The 23,802-nt window shown below is 65.2% G+C and carries 17 protein-coding genes and 1 other annotated feature; of the genes, 10 read left to right on the top strand and 7 right to left on the bottom strand.

Annotation, left to right across the window (positions count from 1 at the left end; genetic code table 11):
• Positions 1-12: 12 nt before the first annotated feature.
• Entirely contained in the window at positions 13-1,422 is a 1,410-nt protein-coding gene (locus tag C0J29_RS07875; protein WP_065163905.1) for a WS/DGAT/MGAT family O-acyltransferase, read from the bottom strand.
• 268 nt (positions 1,423-1,690) lie between these two features.
• Between C0J29_RS07875 and C0J29_RS07870 the strand changes: the two genes are divergently transcribed.
• Together C0J29_RS07870 and C0J29_RS07865 are read left to right on the top strand one after the other, a co-directional pair.
• Positions 1,691-2,749, top strand: a complete 1,059-nt coding sequence (locus C0J29_RS07870; RefSeq protein WP_242460620.1) for an Acg family FMN-binding oxidoreductase — start codon at positions 1,691-1,693, stop codon at positions 2,747-2,749.
• Positions 2,750-2,946: 197 nt separating this feature from the next.
• A complete protein-coding gene (locus C0J29_RS07865) occupies positions 2,947-4,176 on the top strand; it encodes an alpha/beta hydrolase (protein ID WP_242460379.1) in 1,230 nt (409 codons plus the stop codon).
• Between the two features lie 15 nt (positions 4,177-4,191).
• On the opposite strand, the gene C0J29_RS07860 is transcribed toward C0J29_RS07865, so the two are convergent.
• Positions 4,192-5,301: a phosphotransferase gene (locus tag C0J29_RS07860; protein ID WP_065163863.1), complete on the bottom strand. Its 1,110-nt coding sequence runs from the start codon at positions 5,299-5,301 to the stop codon at positions 4,192-4,194.
• Positions 5,302-5,405: 104 nt separating this feature from the next.
• On the opposite strand from C0J29_RS07860, the gene C0J29_RS07855 reads away from it, so the two are divergent.
• Positions 5,406-6,038: a TetR/AcrR family transcriptional regulator gene (locus tag C0J29_RS07855; protein ID WP_065163864.1), complete on the top strand. Its 633-nt coding sequence runs from the start codon at positions 5,406-5,408 to the stop codon at positions 6,036-6,038.
• A gap of 359 nt (positions 6,039-6,397) precedes the next feature.
• Positions 6,398-9,214: an ATP-binding protein gene (locus tag C0J29_RS07850; protein ID WP_120791956.1), complete on the top strand. Its 2,817-nt coding sequence runs from the start codon at positions 6,398-6,400 to the stop codon at positions 9,212-9,214.
• A 47-nt stretch (positions 9,215-9,261) separates the two neighbouring features.
• On the opposite strand, the gene C0J29_RS07845 is transcribed toward C0J29_RS07850, so the two are convergent.
• Positions 9,262-9,864, bottom strand: a complete 603-nt coding sequence (locus C0J29_RS07845; protein WP_197748246.1) for a maleylpyruvate isomerase family mycothiol-dependent enzyme — start codon at positions 9,862-9,864, stop codon at positions 9,262-9,264.
• A gap of 230 nt (positions 9,865-10,094) precedes the next feature.
• Here C0J29_RS07845 and C0J29_RS07835 point away from each other — a divergent pair, with 230 nt between their 5' ends.
• Both C0J29_RS07835 and C0J29_RS07830 read left to right on the top strand, forming a co-directional pair.
• Positions 10,095-12,533, top strand: coding sequence for a PPE family protein (locus C0J29_RS07835; RefSeq protein WP_120791953.1), 2,439 nt, complete (start codon positions 10,095-10,097; stop codon positions 12,531-12,533).
• A 42-nt stretch (positions 12,534-12,575) separates the two neighbouring features.
• Complete coding sequence (locus tag C0J29_RS07830; protein WP_120791952.1) at positions 12,576-14,525, top strand: PE family protein; 1,950 nt, start codon at positions 12,576-12,578, stop codon at positions 14,523-14,525.
• 20 nt (positions 14,526-14,545) lie between these two features.
• On the opposite strand, the gene C0J29_RS07825 is transcribed toward C0J29_RS07830, so the two are convergent.
• Positions 14,546-15,139 carry a TetR/AcrR family transcriptional regulator gene (locus C0J29_RS07825; protein WP_174814828.1) on the bottom strand — a complete coding sequence of 198 codons (594 nt, stop codon included), beginning with the start codon at positions 15,137-15,139 and terminating at the stop codon, positions 14,546-14,548.
• 145 nt (positions 15,140-15,284) lie between these two features.
• Between C0J29_RS07825 and C0J29_RS33320 the strand changes: the two genes are divergently transcribed.
• Positions 15,285-15,605, top strand: a complete 321-nt coding sequence (locus tag C0J29_RS33320) for a hypothetical protein (protein ID WP_065164332.1) — start codon at positions 15,285-15,287, stop codon at positions 15,603-15,605.
• Positions 15,606-15,611: 6 nt separating this feature from the next.
• Complete coding sequence (locus tag C0J29_RS07815; protein ID WP_120791950.1) at positions 15,612-16,910, top strand: cytochrome P450; 1,299 nt, start codon at positions 15,612-15,614, stop codon at positions 16,908-16,910.
• Positions 16,911-16,935: 25 nt separating this feature from the next.
• Here C0J29_RS07815 and C0J29_RS07810 read toward each other — a convergent pair whose 3' ends face one another.
• Positions 16,936-17,877 carry an alpha/beta fold hydrolase gene (locus C0J29_RS07810; protein WP_120791949.1) on the bottom strand — a complete coding sequence of 314 codons (942 nt, stop codon included), beginning with the start codon at positions 17,875-17,877 and terminating at the stop codon, positions 16,936-16,938.
• Positions 17,878-18,106: 229 nt separating this feature from the next.
• Here C0J29_RS07810 and C0J29_RS07805 point away from each other — a divergent pair, with 229 nt between their 5' ends.
• On the top strand, positions 18,107-19,297 hold the full coding sequence (locus C0J29_RS07805; protein WP_065049281.1) for an IS481 family transposase: 1,191 nt from the start codon (positions 18,107-18,109) through the stop codon (positions 19,295-19,297).
• 1,042 nt (positions 19,298-20,339) lie between these two features.
• Here the strand turns inward: C0J29_RS07805 and C0J29_RS07800 are convergent.
• Positions 20,340-21,601 (bottom strand): IS3 family transposase gene (locus tag C0J29_RS07800; protein ID WP_120791948.1). Its coding sequence is split into 2 segments (ribosomal slippage): positions 20,340-21,292 and positions 21,292-21,601, totalling 1,263 coding nucleotides; the frame shifts between segments, so codons are not numbered across the junction.
• Positions 21,171-21,302: a sequence feature (AL1L pseudoknot), on the bottom strand. Its footprint overlaps the gene before it by 132 nt.
• Here C0J29_RS07800 and C0J29_RS07795 point away from each other — a divergent pair.
• Positions 21,570-22,226 carry a hypothetical protein gene (locus C0J29_RS07795; RefSeq protein ID WP_162951407.1) on the top strand — a complete coding sequence of 219 codons (657 nt, stop codon included), beginning with the start codon at positions 21,570-21,572 and terminating at the stop codon, positions 22,224-22,226. The two genes, C0J29_RS07800 and C0J29_RS07795, sit on opposite strands and share 32 nt — an antisense overlap.
• A 47-nt stretch (positions 22,227-22,273) precedes the next feature.
• Here the strand turns inward: C0J29_RS07795 and C0J29_RS07790 are convergent, their stop codons facing one another.
• Positions 22,274-23,794 carry a class I SAM-dependent DNA methyltransferase gene (locus C0J29_RS07790; RefSeq protein ID WP_120791946.1) on the bottom strand — a complete coding sequence of 507 codons (1,521 nt, stop codon included), beginning with the start codon at positions 23,792-23,794 and terminating at the stop codon, positions 22,274-22,276.
• Positions 23,795-23,802: the final 8 nt, after the last annotated feature.

The raw sequence follows: 23,802 nt of genomic DNA, 5'->3' as shown, positions 1-23,802 counted from the left end.
GTCGTGGTCCGGCTAGCCGTCAACGATCAGCGACAGTCCACGGCGACCACGTAATCGCCTGTGCTGCTTGCCGATTGTCATCAGTCGTGCCACCGCCAGCTCGATTCCGCGCGTCATGGCGTCGATATCAGTCAGGGCATCATAGTCGGCAAGGACACCGAAGAAGAAGTCGTCCGCATAACTGAACATCGCCACCCCAGTTCGCAACTGCATCGCGATCGGCGGCACCGGGAATGCACTGAGCACCCGCTGGCCCATGAGTTTCAGGGGCTGACGAGGGCCGGGAACATTCGTCGCCAATGTCGTGACACCACGCTGCGGTAACCGGGTCACCAGATGGACCGCCCATGCGGTCAGCGGAAACGGAATGCGATCGGCCATTGACACGAATGCGTGACCCGCCTGCCGCTGACCGTGCGACTTCGTGCGATGCAATCGTGAATGGACCATCCGCAGCCGCTGAACGGGGTGCCCCTCATCGACCGGTAAGTAAGGCAGCATCACCGAGACGCGGTTGCCGGCCATGGCGAACCCCTCCGCGGAGCGCATCGACACCGGCACCAATGCGCGCAGCGCATCGGGCGAGGGCGTTTCACCCTGTGCGATGAGGACGTTGCGAAAGCTTTCCGTAATCGCAGCCAGCGCAACGTCATTGATGGTGACATCGAATGCCTGACACACCTGCGCGATGTCGGCCAGCGGTACCCGCGCCACACTGTAGCGGCGCAATGTGGTGATTGGCCCATTCAGAGACGTCGTGGTCGGGCGCAGCAACCCAGCGGCAATCTCGGCAGCACCCATCGCCGTGCGGGCCGCGGTCGCCGCCATGGCAGCCGAGGCTCTCCACACCCCACCGAGGGCGCTCAGTGGACTTACACCCCGTATGCCGCCCGAAAGCCCTTGCTCCTGCGACTCTTTGGTGGCGCGGATGCGGCTGGCGAAACTCTCGTCGATGCCGTCATCGCATAGCCCGGCGAGCATGTGGGCGGCGGCGATTCCGTCGGCCATACAGTGGTGAATCTTGGTCAGCATTGCCCACCGGTTGTCACTGAGGCCTTCGATGATCCAGATTTCCCACAGCGGTCGATCCCGGTCCAGACGCCGGGAAATGACGTCGGCGACCAGTTGGAACAACTCTTGGTCGTCTCCGGGCGATGGTAGCGCGAGGCGCCGAACGTGGCGGCCCATATCAAAGTCGGGATCGTCCACCCATTGCGGTGCACCGAGATCCAGCGGACGCGTACGTAGCCGTTGCGCGAATCGAGGGCAGGCGCGGATCCGTTGCGCCAGTGTCGTCAGCAGCGCCGCACGGTCCGGGATCGGTCCCTCGATGACCGCCAGACCACCGATCGCCAAACTCACGTGCCGGTCGGCGTCTTCGGCTTTCAGGAATCCCGCATCCAGGGTCGTCAATTCGTCCACAACCAGCACCTCCCATCTGCATGCCACCAGTTGCTCACCCTTTATTTAAAGGATATTATTCATTAAAATTGCTCTTGGAGCAAGAGTCGTCGGATCACCAATGAGCCGGCAGCAGTCGAAAGCCTTGAGCCGAAGAGGAAGTCAGGAGGCGGTCGTGGTGAGCTCGAAGAACCAAGGTCATCGAGAATGCGGTGAGGCGTTGCGGTGTGATCTCGACAACGCGGTCGCGGGCGGCGTTGATACCGAAGCCGCAGCGGATCCCGCTGCCATGCCCACCCCACCGTTGGATGCTGAGGCGATCCGTGCACTCCTCGCACTGGCGACCCGGGCACCGTCTATTGATAACACGCAGCCGTGGCGCTGGCGGGTGGACCAGAGCGGTCTGCACCTGTATGCCGACCCAGGCCTGCAACTTGCCGCTACCGACCCCGATGGCCGGGATCTGATAGTGAGTTGCGGTGCAGCACTTAACCATTGCGTCATCGCGTTGGCAGCGATGGGGTGGCGGGCCGTCGTGCATCGCTACCCAGATCCGGCCGATCCTGACCACCTCGCCACCATCGAGGTGTACCCACAGGCCCCCGATCGTGCCGACATATCTCTGGCGGCGGCGATCACGCAGCGTCGAACCGATCGGCGAATCTACAGCCCACGCCCCGTTGCCGCGGCTGATATCGCCTCGATGGTTGCCCTGGCGGCTCGAATGGGTGTCATGCTGCACCCGGTCGACGCCAGGGACAAACTGCACGACATCGCCAAGCAAGCTGCACAGGCTCACGCAACCAACCGTGATTACCTCATCGAGCTCACCAGGTGGAGTGGGCGATACGGGTCGCGAGCTGGTGTTCCCGCCCGCAACGTCCCCGAACATGACTGCGGCGCAACGATACCTGGCCGTATCTTCGCGGCGCCTGGCTTGGCGCAGCCACCCGGTGCCTCACCCTCCGAGGACAACGCTGCCATCCTGGTGCTCAGCACCGCATCCGACGACCGTCTCGCCCAGCTGTGCGCTGGCGAGGCGACCAGTGCGCTCCTGCTCACCGCGACGGCGATGGGACTGGCTACCTGCCCGATCACCGAGCCGCTGGAAATCCCCGCGACCCGCGACGCCGTTCGCTACGAGGTGCTGGGCGGCCGAGGGCATCCCCAGATGCTGCTGCGAGTCGGTTGGGCACCAGACGGCGCGGACCCGTTGCCCTCAACGCCGCGACGCGAACTCTCCCGCGTCGTAGAAACCGCGCGCCCCGCGGCGAACCACGCGGCGTTCAAAGCGAAAACTCGCACGAAGCCGGATCACGCTTCGGGTGATTACGCCGTGTTGGGCTGATTTGGTGGTTTCGCGAAGTCTGTTTCCAAAATCGAGCTGGCTTGCCGAGGGCTGAACAGCAAGGTCATCCTGAACCTCGAACTCCCAGTGCCGCGCGCCACGTTTTCCGGCTCTAACTGCGGGTAACTCTCTCGGTCTGTCCGAATTGAAGGGTCGACGTGCCGCACCTCTCGCTGATGCACGGAATCATTCCCGCCATGGTGCAAATCGTCACCGTCGCGGCGCTGCTTTATGCCCTCGGGTGGCGAAAGCGCCTCGTCGCCGTGGGCGTGGCCGCCGGAGTGGTGACCGTTGCGGTGGCGCACTGGACTTACGACACGCTGGGAATCGCCAGCGAGCCCGCGCCTTGGCAACTCTGGCTGTGGGTCTTCCTTTTCGGGCTGGCCGCCACCACGGTCGTCGCCGGCTGGCGCGGTGCCGGCGGTTGGCGGCGCAATGCGTCGGTATTCGCGACATCGTTCTGCCTACTGTGCGTCGGTTTGACGATCAACGGCTGGCTGGGCTACTTCCCCACCGTCGATGCCGCGTGGAGCCAGCTCACCAACAGGCCACTTCATAATCAGGTCGACATCAAGGCCGCCTACGCGATGCAGCGCAAAAGCGTTGCGGTACAAGGCGGGAAGCTGGTGGCGGTGACCACCGGGAGTCGGATGTCGGGGTTTTCGCACCGCCGCGAATGGGTTTACCTGCCGCCCGCCTGGTTCAGCGGAAAGCCGCTTCCGGCGATCCTGATGATCGGGGGCGAATTCGGCACTCCGGCGGACTGGATTCGCGTGGGCAATGCCACCCACGCCCTTGATGCATACGCCGCGGCACACCGCGGTGAGGCCCCGATCGCCGTCTTCGCCGACGCCACCGGCGGATTCGCCGTCGACACCGAATGCGTCGACGGGCCCCGCGGAAACGCCGCGCAGCACCTTGTCGCGGAGGTGATCCCAGAGATCGGAGATATGTTCGGCCTTGGCGGACAACCGAAGTGGGGTGTCGTCGGCTTCTCTTCCGGCGGCACCTGCGCCGTCGACCTGGCGGTCATGCATCCCGAGATTTTCCGCGCCTTCGTCGACATCGGCGGTGACATCGGACCGAACGCGGGCACGCAGGAACAGACGATCGACCGGCTCTTCGGCGGTGACGCCGAGGCGTACCGGCGGTTCGACCCGAGGACCGCGATCCGCCGGCATGGTCCCTACACCGGCATGTCCGGCCTGTTCGCGGTCCCGGGGACTTCTGGGGATCAAGACGGTGTCGGACAGGATGCGGCGGAGGCGTTGTGCGAGGCCGCTCGGGACAGCCGCATTTCGTGTGAACTGACGGCGCTGCCGGGCAAGCACGACTGGCCGTCGGCGGCGGGAGCTTTCGCGGTGACGCTGCCGTGGCTGGGCGAGCGGCTGGGGATGACGGGCGATGCGAGTTCGGTGGCGGAGTGAGCCGGGCAGCCCGGCTCAGCGAATCGCTTCGATGGCGCGACCGCTGTCCAGGTCGCGATACGCGGTCAGCAGCCGAATGTGGTTTCCCACGTTGATCTCCCAGCCGTAGTTCGCCACCGGACAGGTGAGCCAGCCGATGTAGGTGTTCCACGCCTGGGCACGGCGGTACTCCTCGAACGCCTCGGCGGGCGTGGGCAGATCCTCGATGCCGTGACCGCGCAGCAGCCTCAGATGCAACTCGACGAGCCGTCTTTCGTGCGCGCGCCGTTGCGCGACATCCAGTCCCGTGACGATCAGATAGGACAGGTCGTGCATGTAAAAGCCGCGGACGCTCAGCTGCCAGTCCACGAATCCCATCGAGTCATCAGGCAGCACGAAGGTGTTGCCCACGTGGCAGTCGCCGTGCAACAGGGTCTGCTGCAACTGTGACTGGTGGCGCTGCACCAGCTGAACCTTGTCGTACAACGACTCCACGGTCTCGTCCACCGACTGGACCAATTCCCGCTTGTGCAGGTTGCCGGCCACCTCGTCGGCGATCATCGCCGGCACGAGATCGGGGTGGCTGAACAGATCGTGCAATTCACCCGCAACGTGCGTCTGCGCCCAATTGAGCTCCGGAGCCGACCAGTCGGCACGGGCTCCCCAGTGCCACGCGTGAAACCCCGCCAGCTGACCGATGGCATCTTCCAGGCTTGTCAACGACGGGGACGACGCCACGGACGGAAACCGTGCGCCCCGGGCGGTGAGGTCCTCCAGGGCCAGGCCGAAACTTCCGGTGGCCGCATCGAACCACGCCCCCAGGCACTGCGGCGTCCGAACCAAGCGCCACGGCCGAAGACGGCTGTACACCTGAACTTCGTTGCGGTACAGCGGATATGCCGGCAGGTCGGGGCGCGCGAGCTTCAGCACGACCTGCCTCGGCAGACCGGCACCCGCCTCGTCATATGTCAGCTCCAGATCGACGCGTCCCGATGTCGATACCGCGTCGCCTTCGCCCCATTGCCACACCCTGCGGATGCGGAGGTCGCGCACCCCGACGCCGGGATTCAGGGTGCCGATCAACCGCTCGATCAGGTCGCGCGTGATCGCCGCCGCATCGGTGGGGATGTGGCCCAGTTCAGGCATCGAAGAAACCTCACGACAGAGTCTCGGCGGCAACCGCCTTTACGCCGGCCGACGTTAATACATATGGGTTAACTCTGCAATACATTCGTGGTAGATTCTGCGACGTGGAGGAGGGCAGCAAGGAACCCGCCCGCGTGACGCTCATCGACACCGCCGAACGGCTCATCGCCGAACAGGGTCCCGCGGTGTCGCTGCGCCAGGTTGTGGCGGCAGCGGGACAGCGAAACAGCGCCGCGATCCGATACCACTTCGGCACCCGCGAACAACTCATCTCCGCCGTCATCGAGGCACGACAGAGCGTGTTCGAACCGGAACGTCTGCAACGGCTCGCCGCGCTGGAGGCCGAGCGCGACTTCACCGCCCGCGGGCTGCTGCAGGCGCTGCTGGGGCCTGTCTTCGACCATCAGCGCGCCTGCGCTCCCGGCTTCCACGCGCGGTTCATGGAGAAGATCCGCGACTACCCCGGCGTCGACCTCACGGGCCGGCGCGACTGGACCGCGACCACCCTCATCGTGCGACGCCTCGAAGCCCTGGCCCCACCCCGGCCAGACAGTCTGCGGGCGCTGCGCACTCGAGGATTGATCACCGTCGTCTTCGCTCTGCTCGCCGATCTTGAACGCGCGCAACATGAATCGAGTGAGCAGCGGGAGATGGCAGAACAGGCCACCCTCGACATGGTGCTGGGCGTGGTCAACTCGGTCACGTCGTCAGGAGCGCCCGCTGCGCGGCGGCACTAACGGCAGTGCAAGTCGTTTCGGGTGCCAGCCGCTTTCAACGGCATCCGGCGACAGCCGGCTGACCCTCGACGGACGCTTTGCCCGGCTCACACTTCACCCCTATTAAATTCGTGTCGAATATTTACATTCGCACGCACGATGATTGTGAGCTACCTGGACTGTGACTTGGTGTCGGCGGGAGTTAGCGGTCGGGTACCCGGCCCCATCGCCGCGATCTTGGGATCGGTAGCCCGGTAGGTCGTTGAAGCTTGACCAACCCGCACTGCGCATTCGGGCAGAAGTGCAACGAAGGGATTTGGCATGCACAAGACCATCGCGACTCTCGCCGTGCTGCTGAGCGTTAAGTCTGGCGGGTTCCGGTGACCCCGCTGATCGCGAGGGATGCAGACCTCGCGGCGCTGGAGGAAACACTCGACGATGCCCGGCGGGGAACGGGCCGGGTGCGTGTGGTGGCGGGCGATGCCGGAATGGGCAAGACGCGCCTGGCCCGTGAACTCAGCCGCCGGGCCGAGGAGCGCGGCTGTGCTGCGCTGTGGGGTGGGTGCCGCGAGCTGGAGCTCGCATTGCCCTTTCTGCCCTTTTGCGAAGCGATCGATACCTACCTGACGACAGCCGATGTGGCGGAATTTCGACGAAAGCTCGGGCCGGCGGCCGGCGCGGTGGGCGCGATCGTCCCGGAACTGTCCAACGGAGTGCCCCCGATCGACGATCTGTTCGGTGCCCCGATCCGGCTGCAGCTCTTCGAGGGCGTGGTCACGGTGCTGCGCACGGTGGCGGCCCAGTCGGGTGCGCTGTTGGTGGTCGAGGATGTGCATTGGGCTGACGCATCCACGCGCGCGCTGATCGACTTCGTCGCTCGGCGCACCCGCAAGCTTCCGTTGCTCTTGGTGGTGACGGACCGCTCGGACGAGGGCGGTGCGACCCACCCGGTGCGCGTCATGCTCGACGGGTGGCGACGCGCCGGGCTGGCCAGCATGGTGGACTTGTCGCCACTGGCCCGACGAGATGTCCAGCGCCTGGTGTGCGCTCGACTCGAGGTCGAGCGTGTCAGCAGCGAGTTGGTCGACATGCTGGTGCACCGCAGTGAAGGTGTACCGTATGCCGTCGAGGAGTTGCTGGAAGCGGCGATCAGATCAGGGCACGTCTTTCGGCGTGATGGAGCGTGGCAATGCTCGGAGCTTTCCGGGCTACATCTGCCGAACACGTTGGCGCTGGGCGTTTTACGACGACTCGATCACCTCGAGCCGGACTACCAGCGCGTCGTGATGGCTGCGGCGGTGCTCGGCAGCACCTTCGATCCCGGGTTGCTGTCGGAGCTGACCGGGCTGCGCGCCCCGGTGGTGTGGGCTGCGCTGACCGCCGCGACCCGCGCACGGCTGGTGGAAACCGACCCGGTCCACCGCGGCCGGCTGCGGTTCCGGCACGCTCTCACCTACGAGGCCGTGCGCAACGCGGTGCCGGTCTGGGAAGCCACGACGTTGCACAGCCGCGCCGCCGACGCGCTCGCGGCAACGGTGCCGCCCGCGCCGGTGATCGAGCGGGGTCGTCACCTGTTGGCCGCCGGTCGCGCGGCCGACGCCGCGCCGCTGTGCGCCGAGGCGGCTGAGATGACGTCGCGGGCGGGGGCGTTTGCCGAGGCGGCGACGCTGTATGACCACGCACTGGTCAACGTCGTCAATCCTGTTGAGCGCAGCAATTTGCTGTGCGAGCGGAGTCGGATGCTGCTGGCCAGTGGGGACCCGGCGGCCGCGATCGCCCCGCTGCAAGAGGGGGTGGAGCTGCTGGGAGAAGCCGGAAACGCCTTGACGGCAAAGCTTCTCATCGTCCTGGGTTCCGTGCAGTTGGCCCTTGGTGAGCATCAGGCTGCTCTCGATGCGTTCGAGCGGGCGCGTCTGATACTCGAAAACGCCTTGCCAGGACCGGATCTGGCCTTGCTGTACGCGCGGCTGGCGATGTGGCACGACTCCAACCTGGAAGGCGCGGCCGGTCTCGCGTGTGCCGATCGCGCGCTGGCGCTCGCCGAGGCGTCCGATGCCAAGCCTGCCCGCGCCGCGGCGTTGATTTACCGTGGTGCGGCGCTGTGTGAGCTGGGGCGCCGCGACGAGGGTATTGCGGTGATCGACCGCGGGGTCGCGGAGGCGATGCGCCTGAGGTTGCCCGAAGAATTCGGCGCCGGCATCATCATCAGCGTTTTTCAGAAGGCGTTGGCGATGCGGGCCGGCGAGCTGGCGTCGGTCGTCGACCTCATCCGCAGCGGCGCCCGCGCCCTCAACGTCGGCCCGGCGCCCGAGGTGCTGGCGTCGCTCATCGAGGCGGTGGCAAGCCGATTCCTGGGCGACATCGATCAAACCGAGGCGGCCGCCCTGGCTGTGCTCGACGCCTCCGAAGCCGTTCCCACCGGGATGTCGTCCTTCCTCGGGCGTGAACTCTTGGCCTGGGTGCGGCTGCAGCAGGGCAGGCTTTCCGAAGCCGAGGCGCTACTGGAAGATCTTGGGCCCCGCGACGGCTGGTGGCACCGCATCTGCGGCCCTACCCGCGTCGAACTGGCCGTCGCCCGGGGCGGGGACCCCCAGACGGCTGCTGATGCGGCGAGAACCCTGCTGACACGCGTGCCCGTGCTGGCCAAAGACCCCTTCGTCGTGAGCACCGTGGTGCCCGCGTTGCTGGCAGTCGGGTCCGAAGCCGAGGCCGACCACTGCGTGAGCGCCGCGCTGGGGCCGGACCGCCATCCCCTGGCCGTGGGGGCGGCGGCTGATCTCGCCGCCTACCGCGGCGATGCGATGGATGCCGTCACGCTGTACCGGGAGGCCGCCGATGCTGCCTCGGCGGCGGGCTACCGCGCGATCGCTGCGGGCTACCACGACGGGCTCGCGGCAGCCGGCTCGACGCCGGCGGTGGCGTCGACGAAGCGGGATCGGCCGGCGCACCGGCTCAGCCGACGGGAGTTGGAGCTTTTGGCTTTGCTCGCCCACGGCAAGACAGACCAGCAAATCGCCCAAGCCTTGGTCATATCGCTGCGGACCGTGCGATCGCACCTGGATCGGATCCGTGACAAGACCGGGCGCCGGCGTCGCCCACAGTTGACGCTCCTGGCAATCGAACTGGGCCTGTTGGAGCAGCAGGCCTGGCAGAACTACCCACGCAACGGGGCCGCGAGTCTGCATCTGGCTCAATAGTGTTTCACGTCAGATGATTTGAAGCGCGCTGGTCGCCCCGACTGGGCTCAGCGGGTGAGCCGGCCGGCCAGCACCGGTTGCCCTGGGCCGGCCAGCTCCCCGATGGCACTTCGCCGGCCGGTGATGGCCACCAGCACGGCTTCTGCCGGTCCGGTGACTTCCGGTCCCGAGCCGTGCGTCCAGTCCAGGTCGGTTGGGGTCAGGCGTAAACCGCGGGCGAGGCGCCACGCCGGCAGTTCGGGACTCCACAAGCAGGCCCCCAGGACCCACCGCAGCCGTTCGGCCGGGATCTGGCGGGGCATACCCAGCGGACGGCGGATGTCCTGATGATGGATGGTGACGTCGAGCAGGGCGAGCCGGCCCCCGAGAAGAGTGGCGAGCCCCTGTGGCCTCAGACGAGCCCGCAGCCTGTGCAGGAGCTGTTCGGTAGTGAGAGATGCGAGTTCGTCAACACCCACCTGGTTGATGTGGAGGATCCGGCCCCGGATGGCGCGGCGAAACATGCCACGAAGACTGACCTCGTCGAAGCTCATGACGTGAGCGACCACGTCCCGTACCCGCCAGCCCTGACAAAGGGACGGCGCCTCCCACTGCCCGGGCGTCAGAGTCTCCAGAAGATCAGCCAGGTCCGTGCGCTCGGCGGTGGCCATCTCAAGACCATCCAAGTCATCACTTCCTAAAGCCGGTCGATGGACAGAAGTCTGTCACTGGTGCGCGTCGTCATAAATACCCACACTGCCGGCCCAGCGCAGGCTGTTCCGCTGATTGGGTATTTCGACCCCTTTACCCCGCTCGCCGAGCGCGAAACCCTGTAGACGCTCGGTGCGGTCTCGCAGCGAGCCGCATGCCAAAGGTGCTGGGAGAAGGAAGGTTTGAGGCGATGAGTTTTCTAGTGTTGCCACCGGAGATCAACTCGGCCCAAATATTCGGGGGTGCGGGAGCCGAGCCCCTGTTCGGCGCGGCGCAGGCGTGGGACAGTTTGGCCGCGGAATTAGGTTCGGCTGCAGCGTCTTTCGACTCGGTGACCTCGACGTTGACTGAGGCGTCCTATCAAGGCGCGGCATCGCAGGCGATGATGAAGGCCGCCGCGCCTTACGTCGGCTGGCTCACAACGGTTTCCGCGCAAGCCGATCAGACGGCTTCGGCGGCACGCACCATGGTGGCCGCGTTCGAGAAGGCGCAGGCGGCGACGGTGCACCCCGACATGGTCACGCTGAACCGCCTGGTGGTGTCGTCGCTCGCGCGGACAAACCTGTTCGGCCTGAACTTCCCGGCCATCGCAGCCGTCGAGGCCGACTATGCGGAGATGTGGGCCCAGGACGTGGCCGCGATGGTGGCCTACTACGCCGACGCATCCAGCGCTGTTGCCGCCTTACTGCCGATCGCCGGGCCGCTGCAGAATCTGCCCGGCATGCTGGGTCAGCTGACCGGAGGGCAGGCGGGCGCATCCGCCGCCGCCGCGGCCCTACCCGCCGCGAGCACACGGTCACTTGACTTCGCCCTCGGCCTGGCCAACGCCGGCATGAACGACCTCGGCATGGGCAACTTCGGTTTCGGGAACATCGGCAACGCGAACCTCGGCAATTCCAACTTCGGATCCGGAAACATCGGCGACGGAAACATCGGCTCCGGAAACGTCGGCAGCCACAACCTCTTGTTCGGGAATCTGGGCAGCAACAACCAGGGCATTGCCAACCTGGGCAACTTCAACATCGGTATCGCCAACAGAGGTGACCACAACATCGGCATCGGACTGACCGGCAACAACCAGGTCGGCATTCAGCTGAACTCGGGCGCCAACAGTTTCGGTCTGTTCAATTCCGGTGACGGCAGTGTCGGGTTCTTCAATTCGGGCAAGGGCAGCTTCGGCTTCTTCAACTCGGGAGACTTCAGCACGGGCATCGCGAATTCGGGCCTAGCCAGCACCGGGTTCTTCAACGCCGGAAATCTCAACACGGGTTTCTTCAACTCGGGTGCCGTCAACACCGGCGCCTACAACGCGGGTAGCTACAACACGGGCTCCTTCAACCCCGGTTGGGTGAACACGGGCGACTTCAATCTCGGCAGCTTCAACACCGGTTCCTACAACACCGGCAACGTCAACACCGGCGCATTCAACACCGGCAGTTTCAACAACGGCATGTTCATCAGCGGCAACTTTGACAACGGCATGTTCATGACCGGCAATTTCCAGGGAAGTCTGCACGTTCAAATCGGGCTGCCCGCCCTCACCCTGCCCCCGATCCACATCCCGTCCGCCCACCTCAGCGGCTTCTTCGCACCGAAGATGGTCATACCGTCGATCATCAACAACTCGCAGTTCTCAATCCCCTCCTTCCACATCGGCGGGTTCTCGGCCCCGACGATAACGATTCCGGGAATCAACCTTCCGAGCGTGCATATTCCGCAGTTCACGACACCACCGATATCAGTAGGCGGTTTCACGGCGCCCACGATATCGATCGGACAGTTCAACCTTCCCTTCGTACAACTACCGTCCATGTATCTTCCGCTTGCCGCCAACTTCCAAGTTGGTGGCGACCCGGCCCAGACATTCGGGAAATTGGACGGGCTCGGCACCTATATCAATCTCACCAACGTTTTCATCCCGCCGATTCTCATCGGTGACCCAGGGGTTCCAATAAAGTACTTCTCAATGAATGACAGCGGTAACCAGATAACTCAATTCGGTTCTAATGGCTTCATCTCCGCTTTCAACCTGCCAACGATCGGTTTGACGTCATTCAACGCCCCGATCATCACCATCGGAGCGCCCGGGGGCTACAACACTCCGGTCATATCGACGAACAGCTTCTCCGTTCCCCCCATCAACCTGGGTGGATTCGACACGCCGACAATCACCATCCCCCCGGGCCCCTTGACGCCGACGGTGGTTATTCAGAGCGTCAACATCTTCCCCTTCGACGCGCCGGCCATCGACGTCCCCAGCATCACAACGGCCCCCGTCACGGTCACCCAATTCGACATCCCCTCGGCGCCAGGCTTTTTCAACACCACCACCGCCCCTTCATCGGGCTTCTTCAACACGGGCCTCGGTGCCAGCTCCGGCTTCTACAACACCGGCGACTTCGTCTCGGGCTTCCAGAACACGAACCCGTTCCCGTTCCTCAACTTTGGCACCTCGGGCTTCAACGTCACCGGCCAAATCTCCTCGGGCTTCTCGAATTTCGGCAACGCTGTTTCGGGCATGGCCAACGTCGGCGATCTGGGTGCCGGGCTTGCGTACAACTTCGTGTCGGGCATGGAGAACATCGGCCACAACCTCGCCGGCATCTTCCAGCAGGGCACCACGCCCTAGCGGTTGTCGATTCCTGTAGCGCTGAGATGAAGGTAGGACACCATGTCGTTTGTAAGCGTGGCACCGGAACTGGTGGATGCGGCTGCGGCAAATCTGGCCAGTGTCGGGTCGACGCTGCAAGCTGCCAGGGCGGCAGCGTCGGGCTCGACGACGGCGGTGCTGGCGGCGGGTGCGGATGAGGTTTCGGCGTTCGTCTCTGCGTTGTTCGGCGCCTACGGCCAGCAGTATCAGGCGCTCAGCGCGCAGGCGGCCCTGTTTCATGAGCAATTCGTTCAAACGTTGACGTCGGGAGCCGGGGCGTATGCGACGGCGGAGGCGGCCAATGCGGCGGCCGCTGCCGACCCGCTGACGTCACTGGTCGGTCAAATTCAGGCCACCGGGGTGTTCAACTACGACCCGGTCAAGATGCTGACGGGTCGCCCGCTGTTCGGCAACGGAGCCGATGGGGCGCCGCTCACCGGGCAGAAGGGCGGCGACGGCGGGTGGCTGATCGGCAACGGCGGCAACGGCGGGTCCGGCGGGATCGGGAAGGCCGGCGGGAACGGTGGATCGGCGGGCTTGTGGGGCCACGGCGGTGATGGCGGTGCCGGCGGAAAGGGGTTCCCGTTGTTCGGCGGCTCCGGCGGAAACGGCGGAGCCGGAGGGGCCAATGGGTTCCTTGGCGGGGGTTCGCCGGGAGCCGGCGGGGCCGGCGGAGGCGGCGGGGTGAACATCAACAACGGGCCTGGCGGCCACGGCGGAAATGGCGGGTCCGGCGGGGTTAACCAGCAATTGTTCTCCCTGTTCGGCGGTGCCGGCGGTGCCGGCGGAGCGGGTGGCTCAGGCGGCGGCGGCGATACCGGCTTCAACAACGCCGCGCCCGGCGGGGCCGGTGGGAGCGGCTTCCACGGCGGGGCCGGCGGTGACGGTGGTGCCGGCGGCGCGAACCACGCCCTGCTGGGCGGGACCGGCGGGGTGGGCGGTCTCGGCGGCAACGGCGGCACGGGCGGCCACGGCGGCAGCGGCGGAAACGGCGGACCGATTGCCGGAGCCGGGGGAATCGGCGGCGATGGCGGTGCCGCCGGTGCCGGTGGGGCCGGTGGCGCCGGGGTGTGGCCCGGCGGCGGGTATTACGGGCAAGCCGGCAACGGCGGCGCGGGCGGCACCGGTGGAGCCGGAGGTATCGGCGGTACCGGCGGCGCCAACGACGGCACCTTTGCCCAGGACTACGCCGGCCACGGCGGCCAAGGTGGCCACGGCGGTGCCGGTGGGGCCGGCGGCAACACCAGCGGCAGCGGAGTCAATGGCAGTGGAGGCGGCGGGGGCAAAGGCGGCGCCGGCGGCCTCGGCGGTACGGCTCAGACCGACGCAGCCAACCTCATTGCTGCCGTCGCCGGCGGCGGGGGTGGTGGCGGCGCCGGCGGGGATGGCGGCCATGCCGGGCTTGGCGGCGCCTTCGCCGGCGGCGGCGGCACCGGCGGCATCGGCGGTACCGGCGGCACCGGCGGCACCGCCACAACTGAGACCGGCGGCAACACCGTCGCCAAAGCGGTTGGCGGCACCGGCGGCGGCGGTGGTGCCGGCGCACCGGCGGGCGGGTCGGGTGGCACTGGCGGGGGCGGCGGCGCGGGCGGCACCGCCGTGTTGCAAGCAGCCGGCGCCGGAGGTGGCGGGGGAGGCGGAGGGGCCGCGTTCGCCGGCGGTGCCGCAGGAGCCGGAGGCGCCGGAGGTTCCGCGTCCTACGCCGCCATATTTGGCGCCGGGGGCGCGGCGGGGAACGGTGGAATCGGCACCGGCGGCGGCGGTGGGGGTGGTGGCCTGGAGACCCTCGGGTTCCCGTTCACCGGTGGCGGCGGCACTGACGGTGCTGGCGGCGGGGCAGGCGGCCCCGGCGCAAACAATGGCGGTTTCCCCAACGCCGGAGGTCATGGCGGCACTGTCGGTGTCGGCGGCTTCGGTGGCACAGGTTGGGGCAACTCTGCCACGAACGACGGCGGCGACGGGCAGTCCTGATAGCTGCCCGCGCACCCCGTTCAGCGCGGAGTGAGTCCGCTTGTCAGCGTGTCGATAAGCCCGTCGTACCGTTGCAGCGTTTCGTTCACGGGTGTTGTCGAGCTGAGTACTCGGTACAGGATCGCTCCGATCAGCGCGTCGGCGACAGCCTCGATGTCGGTGCCGGCCTGAATCTGACCGAGAGCTATCCCTTTTGCTAACCGGTCCTGCACCGCTTGGTGCACACGACCGGTGAGTTGCCGGTAGAGGCTGTCTCGATCGTCGAGGTCTTCGGCAGCCGCCGCGGCGAGTGCCCGGATCAGTGCGACATTTTCCGGCGCTGCCGTGCGTGCGGCGTATTCGCGCATCCAGGTTCGTAGGTCATCGACGCAATCGCCGGTGTCGGGAAGTGTGAAGTCGGCAGGGGGGTATTGCTGCATGACGGCTTCGGCCACCAGGGGCGCCTTCGACGGCCAGCGCCGATACACCGTCTGCGTGCCGACCCCGGCTACTGCGGCCACCTTGTCCATCGAAACCCCGGCGTAGCCGACATCAACAAGCAGCGAGCGAGTCGCCGCCAGAATCGCCTCGTGCGCAGCGGCACTTCGCGGTCGTCCCCGGCGGGGTTGGCTCACCACACGACCCTAAGCCCGCCGCCCTGTACACCGGCGCCCCACCGTGGCACTATTTACGAGAAAAACAATCTCGCAATTACGGTAGCTTCGACTGCCCAGATGGAGACGCTGATGCGTCAGGTATGTGTCGTCACCGGTAGCCGGCATGAGCGATATTGATAGCCGGCGCCGGCAGAGCCGCCCCGTGCGCACAGCCGCCGCGGTGAGCGTCGGCCTGGCGCATTTCCTGGCGCCACGAGTGTTCGAGCCATTCAACCGCCTCGGTTTCCCCCGGCACGCGCGCGCCTTCACCTACATCAACGGGGGCATCGAAACGACGCTCGGCATCCTGGCGGCTATTCCTCGGACCCGACGACACGCACACGCGCTCGGGCTGTGTTACGTCGGATACCTGATGACCTGCATCGTCGCCACTCAGCTCCGATCGCGGCGGGACGTCGGTCGCGACAGTGGACCGGTCAGATAGGTCGGCATGTCGGCGAGGCAGACCATGCAGGGAGCAGCAGAAGGCGCCAGGCTCTTTGGCCATGCCGTGAAGATGAATGTGGCCGCCGCCATCCGAACCCGCCGCCGCGGCTACGACGGGTGGACCGGCGCGGTCAACACCGACTACGACCCGCAAAACCCCATCACCGCTGCACACCCCTTCGACGCCTACCGGGCACTGCACAGCAGTGGACGCGTGCACTACAACCCCAAACGCGCCACCTTCATCATCAGCCGGCTCGACGACGTGCGCGCCGCGCTGCGCGACACTGATCGGGTCACGAGCACCCAAGGAGTCACCCGACTGCGAATGTCGGCACCGCTGGCGGTGCTCACCGACGGTGCGGAGCACACCCGCCTGCGCAAGCAAGTTCAGCCGGGATTCAGCAAGGGGGCCATGAACTCCTGGCAGGCGATCATCGAGAAGCTGGCCGAAGAACTCGTCGCGGATGTGCTGAGCAACCCCGGATGCGACGTTGTGCAGCGGTTGGCCATACCAATGCCGATACGCCTGATCGCACGGATCCTCGGCGTGCCCGACGACGATGTCGGCGACTTCCGTCGATGGTCGGAACGCGGCGTCGGAGTCATGGACGTGACTCCGACGCTGTCCGGACTGATCGGTGCCGCACGGTCAATGACGGCAATGGCCGCGTTGCAGCGCTACTTCGTCAAGCAATTCGCCGCAGGGAGCCTCAAAGGCTCGGATACTGTGCTGGGCCGGCTCGTGGCACACAACACCGATGGCAGCCTCACCGACCGCCAACTGCTGCTCATTGCGATCCATCTACTCATCGCCGGAAACGAAACGACCACCAACCTCCTCGGTGGCATGTTCGACACCCTGGCCCATCATCCCGATCAATACGAAATGATCCGTGCGCGGCCCGATCTCATCCCGGTGGCCATCGAAGAACAACTCCGCATCACCACCCCTATCCAGAACCTCTACCGCTATACCCGCGCCGACTATCAAATCGGTGACGTCACCATTCCCCACGGCTCACGCGTCCTGCTGTCGTTCGGAGCGGCCAACCGCGATCCAACGGTCTTCGACGAACCCGACCAGTACCGTGCCAACCGCAACCCACGCTCCCACATTGCCTTCGGCTACGGCGCCCACATGTGTCTGGGCGCACCACTGGCGCGCATGGAAGCGCACGCGGTGCTACGACAACTCGTCGAACACGTCAGCCAGATCAAACCCGTGGGCCCCACGACATGGTCTACCCATAGCTCGCTACGCGGCCCGATTCGACTCTCCATCCGGCTGACCACAGCATGACGTCGCCACTGCAGGATGGGCCCGATCAGCTGCTTGGACCTATGAATTCCACTCCGGCGCGAATAGCGGGGCGGTGGCGCAGGATTCGGTAATGCGCTAAGCGGCCGAGCCCTTGGGTGGTCAGAAATTGTGCACCTTGCCACGCCGCGGCCAGTCGCTCGGTGGCGGCATAGGGGCTGTCCGGGTCGTCGGGGTCGTGGATCAGGAGCAGTGGTGGGTAGTTGGCTCGCCGACCGATCCGCGTCATGTTCGTCTCTTCCAGCGGCATGGCGATTCGCTTTTCCAGCCGGCGGTGCAGACCCGCGCGGATCCGGCGACCGAAGCCATGGCGTGCGGCGAACCAGTCGAGATAGAGGGGAAAATCGCCCATTGGCGCAAATAGGACCAAGCGCCCTACGGGTGCGCCCTGCGCCGCCGCCAACGCAGTCGCGTTTGCTCCGAGTGAGTGAGCTACTACCGCGTGGGCGGGCCCGTGGGTCTCGATCATGGCCGCAATCGCGTCGGCGCACTCGGTGGCTGTGGTGCGTCCGGGCGCGAGCTCACCTGGATCAGATTCGTTGTGGCTGGGCAGGTCGAACGCGACAACTCGATACCCCGCCTCCACCAGCGGTTTGACGAAGATTGCCAGATGCGCGCGCTGGCCGCCCCACCCATGGACCAGATAAATCGGCGGTCCCTCGCCCCACTCCTCACCAGCGACCCGATGCCCATCCCAATACGCTTCTACCGGCCGGCCCGGGGACACACCCGGCGGCATGCGCAGACTCGACTCGAGAACCGGTGGCGTGCACCATAACTCGACTGCCCACCGTGATCCCAAAAATGGCGCGAAGCGCTCGAGCAGCCCAAAAAGTCGACGCACTCTGGCATCGACCGGGGGGAGGACTCCGGAGCCGTCGACGTCAAGCGGGGCAATCGCGCCGGCTTGCGCTTGTGGCGACACAGGTCCACGAACTCGTTCAGTCATCAATCGCGATCGTAATAGCAACTACAAGACGACATTGTTAGAGATGCGGCAAAGGCTGCCAAGACATGTCTCCTCTCCCCCAGGGTGTCCCCGGCCGCCACGAAAATGGCCCCCAGGCTTACGCCTGAGGGCCATCCCACTTTGTAGCGGGGACAGTGTGTGATTTCAGGACATAGTTGGCAGCTGTCTCGCGACATAGTTGACACCTCGGCAAGCCAGGAGGTCAGCCATGTCGAAGGCGCAGCTCGTGATCACCGCCGTGGTCCTGGAAGGTCGCAGCAAAAGCGATGTCGCCCGTGATTACGACGTCTCCCGGCAATGGGTGCAACAACTGTGCAAACGCTACGACACCGAAGGTGACGCCGCCTTCCTGCCCCACTCACGCCGGCCACACCACAGCCCGCACGCCGTCGCCCTCGATGTCGAGGATCGCATCGTGCGACTGCGCAAGACCCTGACCAAACGTGGCCTCGACGCCGGCGCCGACACCATCGCCTCTCACCTGGCCACCGACCCCACCATCACCAACGTGCCTGCCATCTCCACGATCTGGCGCATCCTGCAGCGCCGCGGCTTCATCACACCCCAACCCCACAAGCGCCCCCGCTCCTCCTGGAAACGCTTTGCCGCAGAACTACCCAACCAATGCTGGCAAGCTGACACCACCCACTGGCACCTCGCTCACGGCGGCGGTGCGGAAATCCTCAACATCATCGACGACCACTCCCGCCTAGACATCGCCAGCGTGGCCCGCCGCACCATCAGCGGCCCCGACGTCACCGCGACCTTCACCACCGCCTTCACCCGCTGGGGCACACCCGCCTCGGTGCTCACCGACAACGGCGCCATCTTCACCGGCGCGCCCCGCCGCGGCGGACGCACCTCCCTAGAAATCACCCTCGGCGAACTAGGCGTGCGCTACCTCAACTCCCGGCCCTACCATCCCCAGACCTGCGGCAAAGTCGAGCGCTTCCACCAAACCCAAAAGCGATGGCTCACAGCCCATCCCGCCACCACACTGGCCCAACTCCAACAACAACTCGACGAATTCACCAATTACTACAACACCGAGCGCCCCCACCGGGCGATCAACAGAACCACCCCCCAACAGGCGTTCAACGCCCGCCTCAAGGCCACACCGAGCGGCTACCTCATCCCGGCCCACTGCCGCATCCGAACCGACGTCATCGACGCCGCCGGCGTCATCACCCTGCGCCACAACAGCCGCCTACACCACATCGGCCTCGGCAAACGACGCACCGGCACCAAAGTCACCGTCCTCATCGACGACCTCGACATCCGCGTCCTGGACCGCAGCACCGGCCACCTCATCCGCAAACTCACCCTCGACCCCACCCGCGACTACCAACCACGCGGCGTGAAATGCGGAAACAGCCCAGAAAACCGGGACGAGGTGTAAACCATGTCTCGGGACACCTGTCAACGATGTCCCGAGACAGGACATTTGTAGCGGGGACAGGATTCGAACCTGCGACCTCTGGGTTATGAGCTACGGGCCAGGGATTTTCGGGTGTTCGGGCTGTCTCATTTGTGCTGGTCAGATGGGGTCTGACGTTCGGGTGGTTGCGCTGTGTTGCGCTGATTTGGGGTGGTTTCGCGGAGTTTGGTTCCCAAATTTGTTCCCATAATCAGTTACTAACTCCAGGCCGCGGCCGCTGCTTGTCGCCGAGGGATGCAAAAGTGGAGGTATGGGATTCGGCCTGAGCCTGCGTATCGCTCCGGGCGTGCGCCTACGGGCTTCCCCAACCGGCCTCAGAGCCAGTGTCGGTCCCCGTGCAGCTCGCGTTCATGTCGGCAGCAATGGAATGGGTCTCAGTTCGGGTGTTGGTCCGTTCAGCGCGTCAGCGACAAGCAGGCCAAGGCCCAGTCACCGCAACCAGGCCAAACCCGTCAACAAAGTGGCAGATCAGCGTCCCCCCGCAACGGTCGCCGATTCCTTCCGGCTCGGAGTTGAGCTAGCGAGCGGGGTCATGCTGATGGTGGACTATGCACTCGATCGACGCCGCGCCAAGCAGTTGGCTGCCGACAGTGCCCACGCAGCCGACTTGCTCACCAATCTGCACCGTGAAGAATTTCCTGACCTAACAGCCCCGGTTACCCCAGACACGCCGCGTCGATGGCGCCGGTTGTGGACGACCGACACCGCAGAACGAGCCGCAAACGACCTGGTCCACGAACAGAATCTCAAACGATGGAAGCTGTTGTGTGCGCACGATTCCGATGAAGTCATCGCCACCGTCGATGCGGCCTTGGCCGACAATGCTTCACAATCTACGTGCATCGACGCAGGGGTCGGCCCTGGTGGCAACTATGTGACCGTGGTGGTGCAATACCCCGGACCAGAGATCACGGAGGGGGTCGTGCACACGGCGGCGAGCACGCGGCCACGGAGCGAAATAGAAAAAGTCGATGAATCGCCCTGGTTCTGCCGGAGACTCGGGCTATTGGATTCCGATCAGTGGTTGGTCGGTCCGTTGTGCATCGTAGAACGCGGCTTCGAACTCGACCGGTGGAATGTCGTTGAGGTAGCCGTGGAGGCGGCTGGTGTTGTGCCAGTAGACCCAGCCCAGGGTGGCCAGCTCGACGTCCTCGACGGTCCTCCACGGCCCGCTGCGGGCGGGCCCGTAGATCAACTCGGCCTTGTAGTAACCGTTCACCGTCTCCGCCAGAGCGTTATCGAAGCTGTCCCCGACCGACCCGATCGAGGGGACCGCGCCAATCTCGGCGAGCCGCTCACCGTATCGGATGGAGGTAAACTGCGATCCCGCATCGGAGTGACATGTCAAGCCCGCCAACAGGTTTCCGCGTGACCAACGCGCCATCTCCAACGCATCGAGCACCATCGTGGTGCGCATGTGCGTGGCGACTCGCCAGCCGACGATTATCCTGCTGAAGGCATCGACGATAAAGCAGACGTAGGCCACCCCAGCCCAGGTCGGCACGAACGTCAGATCCGTCACCCAGAGCTGATTCGGCGCGTTCGCCGTGAACTTGCGCCCGACCAGATCGGGGTGTCGCGCCGCGGCGGGATCCGGCGTGGTGGTGCGCACGCGTTTGCCGCGCCGCGCCCCTGCGATGCCGGCGGCCCGCATCAGCCGTGCGACCTGGTCCCGGCCGACGTCGTGGCCGGCCCGACGTGCCGTTTTCCACAGCTTGCGGGCCCCGTATACCCGGTAGTTGTCCTCCCAGAGCCCTACCAGGACCGGCCCAAGCTCTGCGTCGCGCTGGGCGCGGGCTGACGGGGCGCGGGTCTTGGTGTCGTAGTAGGTGCTCGGGGCCATCGACACCCCTGCAGATCGCAGGACGGTGCAGATGGGCTCGACCCCGAACTCCTCGCGGTGGGCGTCGATGAAGTCCACTATTTCTTGTGTTGGCGGTCGAGCTCCGCCCCGAAAAAACTGGCCGCGCGTTTCAGTATTTCGTTGGCGCGCTTGAGTTCTCGGTTCTCTTGTTCCAGCTCCTTGATCCGGGCAGACTCCGCGCTGGACACCCCGGGAGCGTACCCGTCGTCGATGTCGGCTTGGCGCACCCAGGAACGCACCGACTCCACGCCGTACCCCAATTGGCGAGCCACCCGCGACACCGTGCCCTGCTCGGTGCCCAACTCGGCGCGCAGGGCTCGGACCATCCGCACCGCAGCGGCCTTTTCCTCCGGGCTGTAGCGACGCGCCGTGGGCTTCCCAGACGACTGTTCCTTCGGCATACCTGCATCCTCGTTTCCAAGGTCAGGAGCCTCCGGGATTTCCAGGGCGATTCACGACCTTTATCAACGCGCGGTTGCCTCCACCGTCATCGCCACCGCGAAAGAAGCATTGGCGTGCGCACCGGCGGCTGACGAAGCCATTGTCTTAGTTCTGCGGTATGACATGCGAGGGCGCTTCAAGAAACAGACTCAACATCTCGACGCCATCTACGCCGGAGCGCTCCATCGCAGTGTTTTGACGATCGACTGGTCAGTCGCGGAACCCTTCGCCGTCATGCTCGACGCCCGCGCAGCGCAGATTCACCGGGACCGGAAGGGCAGGCTCCAACCGCTAGGAGATTCCGCCGACGCCGACCTTCGAGAACTTGTAGCGACCATCGTGGCCGCTCGTGATGTGCCGCCGCGAGACCGGCCTCTGCAACGCCGCTATACAAAGGCGGAGTCGAAGCACCTCATGCAGATTCAGTTGGGCGACGAGAGCGATGCGTTCTCCGCCATATGCGCCTGTCCGGGCTGCGGCGAAATTGACACCCACAGTCTGCGCGAGCCGGAATCTGGAGATCCGACTTGGGCTGTGACGATTCGCAGCTGTGCAGTGTGCAAGCGTGATTGGGCTCAAAAGTAGCGACCGGCCGAAGTTGGTCCTCCACATTATTGTCGGGTCGGGCATTCCTACGTTTCGTGGTCGCGCTCGTCCGTGACAGCTAGGGCAGCTTCTCCATTCGCAGTGGCTTCGAGGGCCGCTGCAACCGCTTCAAACTCCGCGAGCGCAGCGGTGAGGTCTTCGACGATTTCTCTGGCGATGATCTCGGGCGCCGGCAGGTTGTCGGCATCGTCGAGCGACTCGTCACGCAACCAGGTGATGTCGAGGTGGACCTTGTCGCGCGCAATGAGGTCCTCGTAAGCGAACGATTTCCACCTCTCCGACTCGACACGTTCGTCACGGGGCTTTCCGCTGAGGTAACAGTCGACGAACTCGTCGAGGTGATGGCGACGCAAAGGGTTCTGCTTGAGCGTGAAGTGCTGGTTGGTGCGCAGGTCGTAGACCCAGAGCTTGGTGGTCCACGGCTGCTCGGAGGCCGGCTTCTTGTCAAAAAAGAGCACGTTGGCCTTCACACCTTGGGCGTAGAAGATGCCGGTGGGTAGGCGGAGCATTGTATGTAGGTCGAAGTCGGCCAACAGCTTTCGCCGCAACGTTTCGCCAGCACCGCCCTCAAAAAGAACGTTGTCAGGGAGGACGACGGCAGCCCGGCCGTTAATGTCGAGAATCGTCATAATGTGCTGCAGGAAATTGAGCTGCTTGTTGCTTGTCGTGACGACGAAGTCCTGCCGTTCAATCTCGATGTCCTCGCGCACTTCCCGACCATCCGCGCCGACCATCGTCAGCGACGATTTGCGGCCGAATGGCGGGTTAGTCAATACCACCGACCAGCGTCGGCCTGGGTCAGAAATGAGCGCGTCACGAACTTCGATCAGTGAGTCGCCGTCGGCCGTTCCGATGCCGTGCAGCAGTAGGTTCATCGCGGCCAGACGCGCTGTCCCATCGACGAGTTCGTAGCCGGTGACAAAACTGTCACGCAGGTGCTTGCGCTGCGTCGGGGTGAGGTTCTCAGCCCCTTGCACGGCGTGCTCATGGGCGACCAGAAGGAAACCGCCGGTGCCACACGCCGGGTCGACGACCACGTCGGCAGGTATGGGGTCGATGACGTCGACCATGGCCCGAATGAGGTCACGCGGGGTGAAGTACTGACCCGCTCCCGACCCCTTGTCGGATGCACCCTTGGAAAGAAGTGCCTCGTACGCATCGCCTTTGAGATCTGTGCCCGAAGCCGACCAGTTCTCTTTATCGATCAAATCCACGATGAGGCGTTTGAGTTTGGCGGGATCCTGAATCCTGTTCTGCGCCTTGCGGAAAATTGTGCCAAGCGTGCCCGGCTGTTGGGCTAACCCCACGAGAATCTTCGTGTATTCGACCTCGAGGTCCGTTCCCTCGGCATCCAGAAGCCTCTGCCACGAGTACTCGTCGGGAACGATCTGCTGCGGGTTGAGCTTTCTGGTTGCCCGCTCGTGTGCCATCTTCAGGAACAGCAGGTATGTGAGTTGCTCGGTGTACTCAATGACACCAACGCCGTCGTCGCGCAGCACATTGCAGTACGCCCAGAGTTTGTCGACCAGGCGCCGGGAATCAGACAACGGGTTTG

Source organism: Mycobacterium paragordonae, assembly GCF_003614435.1.
GTDB classification, from domain to species: domain Bacteria; phylum Actinomycetota; class Actinomycetes; order Mycobacteriales; family Mycobacteriaceae; genus Mycobacterium; species Mycobacterium paragordonae.
This window is presented reverse-complemented; position numbering and strand designations above follow the sequence as displayed.